The following is a 15,188-nucleotide window of genomic DNA, read 5'->3' as shown; positions in this document are numbered from 1 at the left end:
TTCCTGTTACTGCTTGACAATGATATCTACGCGGCGGTTGCGCGCACGTCCTGCTACTGTGCTGTTGCTGGCAATCGGCTCTTCTGCACCTCGTCCAATGGCATTAATTCGGCTAGCAGCAACTCCATGTCCGCGTAAATATTCAGCTATGAGCGCCGCGCGTTTCTCGGATAGCACCCCGTTATCAGGAAATTCCGAAGTATGTATTCGCTGGCTATCGGTATGACCGACGATTGTTACCGCGCCATTAACTCTAGCAATTTCAATGGCAACTTTTTCCAGAGAAAGTCCAATTTCTTGCTGCATCTGACTTTGCGCTTTTTTAAACATCACGTCCCCTTTAAAAGTGAGAACACTACGCTCAGCGTCTTCGGTAACTGTTAGCAGACCGCGGTCGATCTCGTCCTTTAACGACACGGACAGACGCAAGGGGTGGGCCTTTCTGAGTGTAGGCAAAGCGAATATCGACAACACTTTTGGCTCCGATTTTTTTGCGACAGCAACAATATTCGTTTCAATCTCGCCACTGATCTCAAGGAGACGGTATTTATAAACTGAGAACAAGCTGAACAAAGTCAACGCCAATACCGATGAGGAGGTCCATATCGGAATGCTACGTAATAAGCGCATACGGCCGGCCGGTTCACCTGTACAGTGCGGCGATAATGCTGGTTTAACCTGATCCCGTGCGCCGTTCAGATACGTCAGCAAGCGCTGACGTATCTGACTAAGATGCCGTCGGCCATCCTCCAGAACACTATAACGACCTTCGAAACCGAGGCCCAAAATACGGAACAAAACCTCCAGCACGTTGCGATATTCTTGAGGATCATTAACCATGCGTCCCACGAGTAGAAAAAATTTCTCCCCGCCGTCGCTCTCCCCTTCAAAAGTAATCAGCAAACTTTTCTGTGCCCATTCTCCGCCCGCCCAATGCGTGCGATTAACGCTTTCATCAAGGGCAGTACAAAGGCAATAACGTACCGCCGCCATCTGCTTCCAGGGCAAATTTGCCTTGTCGCATAAGGTCTGAAAGTCGGTGACCTCATCGGCCAATATTGTATAAAAAGATTCTAAGTTCCCCCCCTCGGAAAGCGTGTCGGGCATGTCCGCGAGTGTGCGCAATAAAGGTCGCGCGGCTTCCAGAAGAGGATTCCCCGCAGCCATGATATTGACTAACCGGCTCTGCAAATTTGTCGTTCGATCAAATGCTTCAAGGGTTTGATTGGCGATATTTTTTTGCTTTTTAGGTGACTCCTCAGCTTCAGATAAAACCGGGCTTAAAACGCTTGTAGAAGGAACGGCCCAAGTTGCATTTTTAATGCCTATATCTGCATCGTTAGCGCCAGGTTGAGCGCTATCATTTTGTTCTGATTTGGTCATTTATTTCGCACCCCCCAGAGCTCTATCTGGAGTTCGGGAAAATGTCCCGCAATATGCATTGCAAGTCCGCCATGTTTTGCGATCTGCTCCCAAAATGGACCCGTACGCGCCAGTTCGAAATAAACATATCCTGCGTTAAAGGGGATTTGTCGTGGCGGGACCGGTAGCGGGTTGAGCGCCAACCCGGGCAAATGCGAACGAATTAGCTCTGGCAACCGTTGTGGGGGACTAATTTTAGTTTGCGCCGAAAACTGCAGTTTCAACGTTTCGGCAGGCATTTGCGCACTTACTGCCAATACCAGACTAGCGTAGCCATTCAACTCCGCAGGCAGCATTGAGGCACTGCGAATTCCATGCGCTTGCTCTATCAAAGGAATCGACTCTGCACTGCGAATCAAAACTTGATTTAGTAGATAATGAATATCATCCACCAGCGGCTTAATGCTGTCGTACAGGTGCATATGATCATAGGCAGGAGCGGAAACCGGTCGACGCGTCTGCGGCCTGACGAAGGTCGATAATTCACCCGCCCACATGATAAACTGCCGGTATAGTTCGACCGGTGCAATCTCACCAATCTGTCGCATGTGCTCAAGCAATGGCTCGTAACGGTTCAAGGCTTGGAGCAGCAGGTAGTCTGCGACCTCAGCGCCGGCACTGGCCCGGCCATCGCTCCCACATAGCCGGGCCGCCAGCGCGTCGGCGCGCAATCGGGCTAATCCATGCAATTGCAGCACCCATTCTCTGAGTAGGTTATTCGCACCGTAGCCCGTCACAGGCGGAATATGGTCATTATCATGTAACGTAACAGCGCCATCTGGTCGTAACGACTTAATGCGCGTTAATGCGATGCCAATCCATGATTGTGTTAGCTCGTTTTCCGGCAGAAGACGCAATCGCAAATGTGCTAGCTGCACCGGCTTAGGGCCTTGTCCAATAGCATTACTGTCGCGCAACTCATCGTCGAAGGCAAGATATCGCGCTAGCGAATCGGCCTGATCATCGAAGGTCGTTTCCTCTGCGTTTGGCAGTAGCAACGGCACAGCCAGATATATCATTTGATTTTGATGTTCAGGCACGATCGTCAGTGGCTGGGGCGGCGGAGAGCATGCTGGCACGTCAAATGGGGTGCCATCAGGGAACACGCCAGACCCTGCTTTTAAAACAAGCTTTCCGTATAACAAGCTCTCACGATCAATGTCATAAAGGTGAAATCCCCAAAAAAATGGACTTAGCGAGACTGCACGCTTGTGCGCAAAATGTTCGAAATAGCGCTCTTGTTGCTGAAACAGTTGCGGGCGTAAAAACAGTCCCTCGCTCCACACTACTTTGTTGTACCAACTCATTTTTTAGTCCAGTTTTGTGATCGAAATGGCTTGCTGATGAATATCTATTTTGAGTTTCGCCTTGTTAGCGGGGATGGCAGCACGATACCAGCGCGCCTCCGGTGCTGGCTCAAGCCGATAGGTCGCACGCCATACCGATTTTCCCAGTTCGCGAAACCCGGCTATTACGCCTATCGTCGTAGTTTCCGGATGTGCTTTACGCTTGATTAGCTGGTTGCTGTCAGGCCGTAAAATAAACTCATCGGTCGCTAGCAAATCCGCCGCTAAGAGGCTTTTCCCGTCTCGCTGTAAAGAGAAAAAATCAGCGGCCTCGAAAGTGGTCCCGGATTTTAGTTCGTATACCCGGACCATAATGGGAGCGGCCAGCCCTCGGTCGGTCGTATTAACATCCTTGCTGGCTTCGATTTCCAAATCGATTTTAATTTGTTCCTTTACCACTGGACCGGTACCGCAGGCTGCTTGGGACAGAATTAATAAGAGCACGCCGAGTGCTCTTAAGCGGACAAACTGATAACGGTGTTTAGCAAGTAAATCTAAATACATCTGTAATGAATTTAAGGTGAGAGACGAAATACCGATAGACAAATTGCTTGGAATAATCCAAGCCATCTGCCCAACGGCGCTTTTTGGCCGAAAAAATCAGTCGACACACACGGCCCAAAGGACTGCACGAGAAGGAATCAATTAAGCGACATTCTTTTTGATATCAAAGGTTGCAGTAATCGCTCCGCCACTACCACCTTGGGCGTTCTGCACAACATATTCGTGCTTGAATCTTGAGAATGCCAAACGGACGTCTTCCTTTGGTCGCGCCTCATCATCGCTAACGCCAGAAGGCGCAACGTGCGTAACCAGTACGTCATTCATAGTGAGTTTTAAATACTCCAAAGGATCGCCCCCTGCTTTACGAACAACTAATACTGCTTCATCAATGTGCTTACCGCTCAGGCAATATTGGATAAGATTAGGACTGGCGCGATCAATGAAATGTTGAAACTCCAAATCATCAACCGTGGCCTTTCCTGCACCCCCGCCAGAACCTGCATGCATATTCGATTGTTGCGAAACACTCCACGACCAACTTAATAATTCGATTTCAGCCTTGTGTGTTTTATCGCTGGACTCTCCATCGATACCATTAATCTTTAAAAACATATCTTGTGCCATTAGTGAAACTCCTATTTCGTTGGTAAAAATGATGACTTTGTTAATTACGATCTGCTACAGCGCTTAAAACGGAGGAGGCGCTAAACTAACTGGCGACCTCATTGCCATTTTTATCAATGTCAATGAAGCCCCAACTCAGCCGCGCAAGTGAAATTCCCTCAATATTCCAAACTTCCATTTTTTGGCTAGTAAACGCGTTGACCAAGGCAGCAACGCCGGGCAGCTTCAAGCATCAATCCGCGACAACTGCACTGAGGGTTCTTTCCGTCGCTGCGGTAGTCATACCTAGTCATACCTTTAGCTATGCTGCCTCCTTGACTAAAGGTAGTTTCGCAACGAGTCGCAATGACACGGTCAGACCTTCCAGTTGAAAGTGCGGGCGCAAGAAAAACTTAGCCTGGTAGTAACCCGGATTGCCCTCGACGTCCTCGACCACTACTTCGGCAGCAGCCAATGGACGACGTGCTTTCGTTTCCTGAGAGGAATTTGCCGGATCTGCATCGACGTAATTCATTACCCAGCCGTTCAACCATTGCTGCATTTCTTCTCGCTCTTTGAACGAGCCAATTTTGTCTCTAACAATACATTTCAGGTAGTGAGCAAACCGAGAGCATGCAAACAGATACGGCAAGCGCGCCGACAAATTTGCGTTGGCTGTGGCATCAGAATCATGATATTCAGCTGGCTTTTGCAGAGATTGCGCGCCTATGAATGCGGCATAATCCGTGTTCTTACGATGAATCAGGGGTATAAAACCGTTTTTAGCCAGCTCAGCTTCACGGCGGTCAGAAATCGCGATCTCGGTAGGACATTTAATGTCAACCCCACCGTCATCGGTAGGAAAAGTGTGGCAGGGAAGATTTTCGACCACGCCGCCGCTTTCAACACCCCGGATCAAAGTACACCAGCCATAGCGTTTAAAAGAGCGATTAATGTTTACCGCCATCGCATAAGCCGCGTTCGCCCAGACATAATTGCGATGATCGGCCCCGTCGGTCGTTTCTTCAAAATCGAACTCGTCGACGGGATTGGTGCTGCTTCCATATGGTAAGCGAGCCAAAAATCGCGGCATAGTCATACCGATATAACGCGCATCCTCAGAATTACGCAGCGCATTCCAAGAAGCATATTCCAGGTTTTGGGTAAATATTTTAGTCAGGTCACGAGGATTTGCCAGCTCTTGCCACGAGTCCATTTGCAACACCGCTGGTGATGCCCCTGTAATGAAGGGCGAATGCGACGCTGCGGCGACCTTAGCAATGGAAGCCAACAAGTCCACATCCGGCGGCGTATGATCGAAGTAATAATCAGCAACCAGACATCCGTAGGGCTCTCCGCCTAGTTGGCCATATTCCTCCTCGTAAATTTGTTTAAAAAATGGACTTTGATCCCACGCCACGCCTTTGTAACGCTTCATGGTGCGCCGCAATTCATCCTTAGAAATATCCATAAATCGAATTTTAAGATTTTCATCAGTCTCTGTATTGGTGACCAAATGATGCAACCCGCGCCACGCACTTTCAACTTGCTGAAATTCAGCGTGATGCAAAATCAGGTTGATCTGCTGTGAAAGTTTTTCATCAATTTCAGCGATGATCGCCTGGATGTTCTTATAGGCATCGTCACTTATCGTGATGGCATTAGCCAACGCTTGTTCGGCTAGCGTCTGGACAGCACTTTCCACTGCCTCGCGCGCTTGATCGGTTTTCGGTTTAAATTCCCTGGACAGTAAAGTACTGAAGTCAGACTGCGCCGCTGCAGCATTTTCTGCAGCGGGACCTTGGGTTTCACGCACGGCCATATTTTCCTCTTTAAATTGGTTCGTTATTTTTTCCAGGACGCGAACTACCCGGATAATTAATCTGGAGATGGAGGATCGTCCGGTGTGGTGGCGGATTCCGGCTTAGGTCCTTTAGCCAATGATTTAAGTAAACCGGGATCTTTCAAAACACTGATAATCAAACTTTCTGCGCCCGACTTTCCATCCATGTAAGTTTGCAGATTGGCTAATTGGGTACGCGCTTCGAGCAATTGGGCCAAGGCCGAAACTTTCAGAGCAATAGCAGCAGGAGAAAAATCCTCGATATTCTCGAACGTGAGATCAACCAATAGCTGACCGCCCCCCGTTAACGTATTCGGCACCGATAATGCAACCCGGGGTTGCATCGCCTTCATACGCTCGTCGAAGTTATCAACGTCGATACCGAAAAACTTTCTCTCACCTACTGACGGCAACGCGTCTACAGGATTCCCAGATAAATTAGCCAGAACGCCCATTACAAATGGCAGCTCAACCTTCTTTTCGGAGCCATAAATTTCTACCTCGTACTCGATTTGCACCCGGGGAGCTCGATTTCGCGCGATAAATTTTTGTGAACTATTGGATATCGACATAACGCCTTTCTAAATGTTGATTATAAAAATACTACTCAAAGGTACACGGCCACAAATCATAAGAATACTGACAACAGCCTGCGGGCTTCTTTACAGCGCAATACTTGAACTGAATGAATTTACTAACTACAAGCAGCAAATAAAAACTTAAAAATAGCGGTTGCGCTTTTCTTATGCACAACCATTTTTACGTAAAAAAGATGAATAATTAAAGATGGAAAATCGGTGCACCTAAAATTTTTGGCGACGTCAATCCCTGCGCAAAAATCGCATGGAAAAAACAGCAGTTGAATTGATATGAATCTTTCAGCAAACGTACGTAAGACTTACGCAAGCTCAAGAAAAAAATTTACTAACTCAGGCGTTGCAGTCTGTACGATAAACGAACGTGTCTTGGTCTACATCTATCCAGATGCGCTTAATGGGTGCGTCTTTACCCTGCCCTATCAGCCAGTAACGACTAAGTTCAGGCAATATTCGTTGCTCAATAAAGCTGATCGGCATTCGTGCACCTGACTCAGCACTCAGAGACTGTGCCGCTATAAATGTTACCAACCGTTCGCTATAGTTCAACGTTATTTGGTGATTTCGGAGCATCCGCTCACAAATACGTTCCAAATGAATCTGTATGATGTGCGTAATAGCTTCACCCACTAATGGGAGAAAGGGGACAACGCAAACCCGTGCGATAAAAGCGGCAGGAAAAGCTTTCAGCAACTCTGGCTGAAGGGCCGCTTGCAAAGTTCGAGTATCCGGAATATGTGCTGGATCAGCGCACAATTTTGCGAGCAAATCGCTTCCAATGTTGCTGGTCAGCAGGAGTACAGTGTTTCGAAAATCAACATGACGGCCTTCACCATCTTCCATTCCTGCCTTATCGAATACTTGATAAAAGACTTCATGGACGTCTGAGTGCGCTTTTTCGACCTCATCAAGTAAAACAACACTATATGGCCGGCGCCGAACTGCTTCAGTCAGCACACCTCCCTCACCGTAACCGACATATCCAGGTGGAGCACCTTTGAGGGAAGATACCGTATGCGCTTCCTGATATTCATTCATATTAATGGTGATTAGATTTTGTTCACCGCCATATAATATTTCAGCGATCGCGTGCGCTGTTTCTGTCTTTCCCACCCCTGAAGGACCCACCAACATGAAGACCCCTATTGGTTTATCCGGGTCACCCATGTTGGCCCGCGCGGTATGAAATCGCTCGCTAATAACGGAGATGGCGGAGGGCTGCCCAATGACACGTTTCGCTAATTTCTGGCTTAACTCCAGAACGACTTCAATTTCATTTTTGAGCATTCGCCCGACTGGTATGCCAGTCCAATCGGCAACAATAGACGCGATGACCGACGCGTTAACTTCGGATTGTATCAAGGGCCGATCTTGTTGATAATCAGCAAGTTCGGCTTCTAATTTTCGTAGACTATCTTTGCTTGCCGCTTCGATCCCCATTGTTTTTGGGCAATCTGTCACATGTAAGGCAATATGCGCGCCCTGCAGGTGCAGCCTATTGCTTAACGCAACGGGTTCTACGATATCCAACGGCATAGTCGAATCATCCGCGCCAGAAAACTTTGTTATTTGCGTTCCCGAGACCGTACTTTCTTCTCTATGGGTAAATGCAGAAGTGATAGGACTAGTTATAGGACCATTTATAGGATCATTTATTGAACCAGTTACTACATTAGTTTTCACAACTGCCTGCGCAGAGGCATCATTTATCAGAGCGTGCGTACTTATTACCTGACGGACGGCCAAAATACGCCGCGTAAGACTTTTTTCCCTCTCCCAACGTGTCTCTTGCGTGCGAACTTCATCCTCAATCTGCACGATTTTTTTCCGCAGCTTGTGAACTTGCTCTTCATCACATTTTCCGAGGCGATGTTCTTTTTTTTGCATATCCAGTTCGGACTGGACAGCACTCAGCTGGAACTGCAACATTTGCAGCGGTGCAGGAGAGGCATGCAAAGCTACTGCAACTCGTGCGCATGCGGTGTCCAAGAGACTAATTGCCTTGTCCGGTAATTGGCGGTCTGGTATATATCGATGTGAAAATTTAACCGCTGCCACCACGGCCTCGTCCAAAATCAAGACTCCGTGGTGCGTTTCCAATATATCTACTAAACCGCGCAACATTGTTATGGCGCTAGTAACTTCTGGCTCCGGAACTTGAAGCACTTGAAAGCGACGGGTTAACGCGGAGTCTTTTTCTATATGTCGCTTATATTCGATCCAGGTAGTAGCCCCAATGGTGCGCAGAGCTCCCCTCGCTAACGCTGGCTTCAATAAATTAGCTGCATCGCCTGTGCCAACGTTTCCACCCGCACCGATCAGCGTATGCACCTCATCGATAAACAGAATAATTGGCGATTGAGAGGCAATTGCTTCATCTAACACCCCCTTCAACCGAGTCTCGAATTCCCCTTTAACACTAGCGCCCGCAAGTAATGCCCCCATGTCAAGCGACAGCAGACGTACATGTTCGAGAGCAGGAGGAACCTGACCATTAGCTATAGCCAGCGCCAAACCTTCGACTACCGCTGTTTTTCCAACCCCTGCGTCACCGGTAAGAAGCGGATTGTTCTGCCTCCGTCGCAACAAAATATCTATCATGGTCCGAATTTCGTGTTCACGACCGATAACGGGATCGATTTTTTTTTCTCGTGCCAATGCGGTCAAGTCAAAGCAATAACGCGCAAGCCACTTCTGATCCGATCTTTCCCCTGCGGTTGTAAAGCGAGCATCGTCGAATAATATATCGTGCTCGGTATCGTATAAATTTGAGGCCGAGTTGCGGCGCAGCGGTACGTTCAAATCTGAAGCCAGCAATTTCTTTAATTCTTGAATCTGAATAGATTGGAAATTTGAACAGATATCAAGCAATATCCGGCGTAGATCAGTTGTTGATAGCAAAGCGAGTAAAAGGTGACCGCACCTTATTTCTACGTCGTCGAATTCTATTGAGGCGGATATCCACGCACGCTCGATTGCAGTATCGATGTGGTGGGAAAAGTCATTGATCGAAGAGGCACCTGAGGGCAACCGATTAAGCGACTCAGCAACGCTATTTTCCAACAGATCGTTATCTAATCGAAAATGTCGAATGATGCTTCGCATGTCAGAATCGTCCGATGCCAATATCTGATGCAACCAATGTCCAAGCTCGACGTATGGATTTCCGCGCAGCTTACAAAATAACGTTGCCCCCTCTATGCTTTTGAAAAGTTTTCGATCAAGTTTTGCAAATAGTACCTGGCGAGAAAAATCCATGAATTCTGTGTTCTATAATTTAAATTTTAAGGGTCGGAACCACCACGGAACGTTTGCTCATAATCTTTCGTGGCCCGTTCGATCCCTTGCATAGTACACACATGCAGACAAATTTAAGACTAAGAATATTCTGATATTTATTTTTTCAGACATCTTTTCCCCAAAAATAAATGAAAAAATAAGGGGAAAGAAAATTTGTTTTAGCCAATGAAAAACGGACTTTAGTCTTCCAAATTTGTTCGATCATTTAGCCGTATTTTTTTCTGAAAAATAAAATACTTTTATAAATATAAGAAAGTTCTTACCTCCAAAGTATTTAAAATTCGCCATAACTCGTCATAATTAGGGCAATAGATATTTCTCTTCAAAAGCAATTTAATATTTTTTGATATCTAAATTATGGCTATGGAAATTTTCCTTAGTGATTTTCAATTTTTTTGTACTGATAAGCTTGTAGAAGAAGGAGGATTTTCCATATTTCAATCGGATGTCATATCTTTTACCGGTCAGAAACAATATAACTTTCAAGACATTGCGAGCTTCGGTGACGCACCTAATGGAACACCATATCGAAATAAATGTGGAGTAAGAATATTAACGTGAGATATATAAAATGATCGTTAAATTAGCGCGTTATGGCGGAGAGCTTCTCATTGGAGAGGTGCCGATATCGGTTGCTGTCAAAGACTGTATTTTTATGCCTGCAAACGGGGTACTCGCTTCGAGTGATGCCTCATTATTGGTAAAGGCGAAAGAGTTTGTTCGATTTTTTTGCGTAAAAGGTGTGCCGATGATAGAAAATAAATGCGCGTTATTTTCGTGTTACGTCAACGATCTGGCGCTTCCAGAAGGCGGGCTGTTATGTCTTAATGACGACGACGTAATTGAAGCAGGAGTCGGAATTTTGCTTTTTGAGAAGTGGACCAAAGGTGTACCTGCTACCGATGAATTAATTCGTCGTCCCTCCACTGACGATGTTAGGAATATCGCTCCGCACGGAGAAATGGCCACGCAGTCAGAACTCGCGCCGGACAGTGATCTTGATCTCGCTTCGTTGCTCGCATTAAATGGCCCGGCATTAATACCAGCAAGAAAAAAATATTTCGGTGCGTCTGAAATGATTTCCGGACGATCCGCTAAGGAAGACTGCACTGGATTCGCTTCGGACCGATCGCCCGTCAAATTTGACACGGACGATCCGTTAGCGGCTTTGTCAAAGGAATATTTGGAGACTTTACGGGGCGGAAGTACTAACCGTTCTGAACGAACGACGGTCCGACAAAATTACCAAATGGCTCCGATACCTCAGGACCCGTTTTCTGGGTATGAGGAAGCTGTCTGTTCCGGTTCTCTGCTTAATGATCTTCTCGGAAGGAGCGCATCTATCAACGCCGTGCTTTCGGAATTAAATCATTTCAATGGTGACGCATTCTTTTCCGATCGGCAGCCACATGAAATACTAAGCCTGTTTGCACCGGACGGCGCTCCCATTCGGCTCACCCCGTATACCGGACAATTAAGTCAACGAGAACACCATATGATTAGTCTGGATAGCCACTTCCAAATTGCAGGAACAGTGATTGATGTAAAAGTGATTACCCCATGACATCTAACCGCCTAATACCTGGCGCATCGAACAGGCCTTTCGAATTAAAGATATCGAATATATTTTCAGGTACAGAGCCTTTAAGTCATGTACCACAACGCTACTCTGCGCCTTTGCGTAAGCGTCTCCGGTCATTGGAGGGGGTTGTATTTTTATTACAAGGCGTTGATGGCAATCCCGACCAAACAACCGGAACGATTGCTGAATTCCAGAATTTCGGACTCATAAATATGGCCGCAAGCAATGGCAATGGAGGAATACGGTCGGAATGCAATGATGAAGCACAAAGATAAGCGACGCGAGTTTCCCTATCTCCCAACGCTGATTGACCGGCTACTGGATGACGCACCTGGTCGTCAGACTGAACCCTTTAACGAAAGTTTATTTGACGCACAAGCCATGCGCACCGCCATAAAGCGCGATCTGACCTTGCTGCTAAATACGATTAATCTTAATGGCGAAATTGATATAAATACACATCCTGCTATATCAAATTCAGTCCTAAATTACGGCATTCCTGCTTTTGGGGGAGGACATATAGCGGACCGTAATTGGATTAACGTGGGGGTAATGATCCGTAAAGCGGTGCTAGATTTTGAACCGCGCCTGATACGCGAATCAGTCTCAGTTAGCCCGCTTAAAAACGTTAGCGATTCAAACCATTACAACGTGCTGACATTCGCGCTGTCTGGGTTAATCAAATGGTCCCCTTATCCCCTTGAGTTCCAGATTCAGACCGCTTTTGATCTTGAAACGTCAAGAATAAACTTGTTGGAATCTTAGTTTTTTAGTCCCTGTAACTATCCGATTTCTTGGCATGACGGAAATAATTTAACCTAGGCAGGCGATTACGCCTGAGAGTTTTTAATGGATCCAAAGTTTCTTAAATACTACAGTCGCGAACTAACTTATATGCGTGAGATGGCTAACGAGTTTTCGACACAGCATCCAAAGATTGCGGGCCGACTCGGGATGCAAGGGATTGACGTTGCCGATCCTTACGTCGAACGTTTGATTGAGTCATTTTGTTTCTTATCCGCACGCACTCAACTGAAAATGGATGCCGAGTTCCCGCGTTTTACGCAACGTCTACTGGAGGTTGTCTATCCAAATTATGTTGCGCCTACTCCCGCAATGGCGGTCGCCCGCCTACGCCCCAGTCTGACTGAAGGAGACGTCCTTAATGGTTTTAAAGTACCTCGGCATAGTACATTGAAAGCCAACATACCTATGGGAGAGAAAACCGCTTGCGAATTTCGAAGCGGCCAGGACGTCACTTTGTGGCCTGCCGAAATAGTAGAAGCGAAGTTAACCGCAGTGCCTCCAGACATACCCGACCTAGAGCGCCATCTCCTGCCGCAAGCGAAGCTACGTGGCGCACTACGCTTACGACTACGTACTATAGGCGACGTACAATTTTCTCAACTCAAAGGCCTCGACCGTCTGCCGGTGTTTATTAACGGCGATGAACGCATTGTTTCCCATCTGTTTGAAATGATACACGCGGGAACGGTAGCGTCTGTGGTTCGGCGTCAGGGCGCACCAAGGGGCGAGGGCTATGTCGTCTCAAAAGACGCGATCGGATTTGACGGGTTGAGTCCTGATCAGGGCCTGCTACCGCTAACCTGGAATACCTTTCACGGGCATAACCTGCTGCATGAGTATTTTGCCTGCCGTAATCGCTTTTATTTCTTTTCAATTAACAATCTGAGTAAAGGGTTGAGCGAGGTTCAGAGTAATGAAGCAGAAATCGTAATCTTACTGGACCGGCTACCACTCTCGTTGGTAACGCACGTAGACGCCTCGCGCTTCCAGCTTTTTTGTACACCCATTATTAACTTATTTCCAAAACGGACTGATCGGATTGAGGTCAACCGGGCCCTGACAGATTTTCATTTAATTCCCGATCGCAGCCAGCCCCTTGACTATGAAATATTTTCGGCATCTCGCGTGCTAGCACAGCACGGCCAAAATACGGCTGAAATTGCTTTTAATCCTTTATATCAAACGCTGCATAGCGATGCCGGTAACAATGGGCGCTACTTCTCGGTAAGGCGTGAGCGACGATTAATATCTGTTGATGCTCGCAAACAAGGTGCGACTACGGATCATGTCGGAACAGAAGTTTTTGCCTCACTGGTGGATCAGGCCGAAGCGCCTTATTCAGACGATATACGGTATTTATCGGTCGACGCATTAGTTACCAATCGCGATCTGCCGCGTCTGATACCGAAGAACGGAATAAACGATCTGAATATGGCGGAATCAATACCCGTTGATGGCGTTACGCTAATTTCGCCCCCGAGTCCCTCACGTGCACCTTTCGCGCAGGACGAGACTGCGTGGCGTTTGATCCGCCAACTAAATTTTAATTACATGCCGTTGTCCGATCTCGACGATGCTGTGGGCGGGCAAGCATTACGCAATATGTTACGTCTGTTCGTTGCCTCTGGAGACCGAGAGCAAAATGTCCAAATCGATAGTTTGATCGGTACCAGCACTAAACCGGTGGTGCGTCGTCTTCCCGGAAATGGATTACTTGTGTACGGTCGCGGCGTAAACTGTACTTTAACGATTGATGAGACGGGGTTTTCTGGTGTTAGCCCCTATTTACTTGGCGTCATACTTGAACATTATCTGGCACGACATGTCGCGCTGAACGTATTTACCGAGACCGAGCTACACTCTGTTCAACGCGGTTTGATAGCGCGCTGGCCTGCGCGCATGGGCGGAAGAGGCACGGTATGACGGCATCGCTAGACGGCAATGTAAGCCCTGAATCGACTAGTCAGTCCGCAAACATCAATGGGCGCATTACCAGCCGGACTGATAACCCCTGCAAAAGCCATGAGGATAACGTTAGTGTGCGACCTGATCAAGGCATCCATCGCCCCATAAATGGCAAACTTAATCAACATGGCATCGACCATGGCGGTAAGGATGAAAATGAATATCAAAGTGCGCATGAAAATAAGTACCTAAGTAAAAAATCGCGACTCCAGGCATCTAGTGCATGGTTTGACCAAGCAGCGCCGTGGAAATCAGGATTTTTAAGTTTGTTGCGCGCCGTCGCTGCACGTGATGCGGCGAGCCCACTGCCAGGAATGGCAGCTCTGCCGCATGAAGAGTCTTACCGGCTAGGCCAGCAGCCGACAATGGCATTTGCGCCACGTGAAATTTCATCAATTGGAGTGCGACACGGAAAGCTCGATATTCGTCTATTTGGGTTAGGTGTCTGGGGCGCACAAGGGCCGCTTCCGCTACATCTGACGGAACTTGCCTATACTCGGACCGTTGGCCATTCGGATCATACTTTGGTTGATTTTACTAATCTATTCCATCATCGTTCCCTATCGCTATTTTATCGCGCCTGGGCTTCGTCGCAAGTCACTGCAGCGCTTGATCGTCGAGATAACGAAACCTTTTCGTTTTACATAGGCAGCCTGATGGGATTAAACCCAAAGGAAGCTGAACGCTCATGTCTTCCGGTACATGCACGACTTGCCAGTTCTGCGCATTTGGTACGCGAAGCGCGCAACCCGGACGGCATATCAGCAACCCTCGCCAACTTTTTTGGGGTGCCGATCTATATCGAGGAATACATCCACCAGTGGATCCATATCGGGAAGGCTGATCATAGCCATTTGGGCGTTCCGGATCGCTCATCTTTTTTGGGTGAAGGCGCACTCTTGGGTGAAATGATCGCTGATCGCCAGCACAAATTTCGCCTTGTAATTGGACCGCTCAGTCTGGATCAATATCTGCGCTTTACACCGCAAGGAAAAGACTTGAAAGTATTGATGGAATGGGTACGCGCTTTTATCGGATATGAATATGCCTGGGACGTAAAGCTACTTGTCAAACCCGATGAAGTGCCTTCCGCGCGTGCCGATGCCGCACAAAAACTCGGTTACTCCACATGGCTCGGCGATTGCACCAGCGCGCAATTCGTAACCGGTATGGTATTTGAACCTGAACAACATGACATTCCAACTCATAAGAATTAATTA

The 15,188-nt window shown here is 47.4% G+C and carries 11 protein-coding genes; 4 read left to right on the top strand and 7 right to left on the bottom strand.

Annotated elements, in window-relative coordinates:
- Positions 1 to 6 precede the first annotated feature (6 nt).
- The 7 genes from tssL to HAV38_RS10995 form a co-directional block, all read right to left on the bottom strand.
- On the bottom strand, positions 7 to 1,383 hold the full coding sequence (gene tssL, locus HAV38_RS11025) for a type VI secretion system protein TssL, long form (protein WP_168055301.1): 1,377 nt from the start codon (positions 1,381 to 1,383) through the stop codon (positions 7 to 9).
- Complete coding sequence (gene tssK / locus HAV38_RS11020) at positions 1,380 to 2,729, bottom strand: type VI secretion system baseplate subunit TssK (RefSeq protein ID WP_168055299.1); 1,350 nt, start codon at positions 2,727 to 2,729, stop codon at positions 1,380 to 1,382. The genes tssL and tssK overlap by 4 nt, the downstream gene beginning before the upstream one ends.
- Positions 2,730 to 2,732: 3 nt before the next feature.
- Positions 2,733 to 3,212: a type VI secretion system lipoprotein TssJ gene (tssJ, locus tag HAV38_RS11015; RefSeq protein ID WP_245182320.1), complete on the bottom strand. Its 480-nt coding sequence runs from the start codon at positions 3,210 to 3,212 to the stop codon at positions 2,733 to 2,735.
- A gap of 201 nt (positions 3,213 to 3,413) precedes the next feature.
- Complete coding sequence (locus HAV38_RS11010; protein ID WP_168055295.1) at positions 3,414 to 3,896, bottom strand: Hcp family type VI secretion system effector; 483 nt, start codon at positions 3,894 to 3,896, stop codon at positions 3,414 to 3,416.
- Between the two features lie 301 nt (positions 3,897 to 4,197).
- Complete coding sequence (tssC, locus tag HAV38_RS11005) at positions 4,198 to 5,697, bottom strand: type VI secretion system contractile sheath large subunit (RefSeq protein ID WP_168055293.1); 1,500 nt, start codon at positions 5,695 to 5,697, stop codon at positions 4,198 to 4,200.
- Positions 5,698 to 5,753: 56 nt separating this feature from the next.
- Entirely contained in the window at positions 5,754 to 6,290 is a 537-nt protein-coding gene (tssB, locus tag HAV38_RS11000; protein ID WP_168055291.1) for a type VI secretion system contractile sheath small subunit, read from the bottom strand.
- A gap of 357 nt (positions 6,291 to 6,647) precedes the next feature.
- Positions 6,648 to 9,572, bottom strand: a complete 2,925-nt coding sequence (locus tag HAV38_RS10995; RefSeq protein WP_168055289.1) for a type VI secretion system ATPase TssH — start codon at positions 9,570 to 9,572, stop codon at positions 6,648 to 6,650.
- Between the two features lie 613 nt (positions 9,573 to 10,185).
- Between HAV38_RS10995 and HAV38_RS10990 the strand changes: the two genes are divergently transcribed.
- From HAV38_RS10990 to tssG, 4 genes are all read left to right on the top strand, one after another.
- A complete protein-coding gene (locus tag HAV38_RS10990; RefSeq protein ID WP_168055287.1) occupies positions 10,186 to 11,178 on the top strand; it encodes a TagK domain-containing protein in 993 nt (330 codons plus the stop codon).
- A gap of 273 nt (positions 11,179 to 11,451) precedes the next feature.
- Complete coding sequence (gene tssE, locus HAV38_RS10985; RefSeq protein ID WP_245182318.1) at positions 11,452 to 11,961, top strand: type VI secretion system baseplate subunit TssE; 510 nt, start codon at positions 11,452 to 11,454, stop codon at positions 11,959 to 11,961.
- Positions 11,962 to 12,045: 84 nt separating this feature from the next.
- On the top strand, positions 12,046 to 13,926 hold the full coding sequence (gene tssF, locus HAV38_RS10980; protein WP_168055285.1) for a type VI secretion system baseplate subunit TssF: 1,881 nt from the start codon (positions 12,046 to 12,048) through the stop codon (positions 13,924 to 13,926).
- Positions 13,923 to 15,185 (top strand): type VI secretion system baseplate subunit TssG, encoded by a 1,263-nt coding sequence (tssG, locus tag HAV38_RS10975; RefSeq protein WP_168055283.1) that lies wholly within the window; start codon positions 13,923 to 13,925, stop codon positions 15,183 to 15,185. The genes tssF and tssG overlap by 4 nt, the downstream gene beginning before the upstream one ends.
- Positions 15,186 to 15,188: the final 3 nt, after the last annotated feature.

The organism is Glaciimonas immobilis (assembly GCF_011947285.1).
Classification (GTDB): Bacteria; Pseudomonadota; Gammaproteobacteria; order Burkholderiales; family Burkholderiaceae_D; genus Glaciimonas; species Glaciimonas immobilis.
This window is presented reverse-complemented; position numbering and strand designations above follow the sequence as displayed.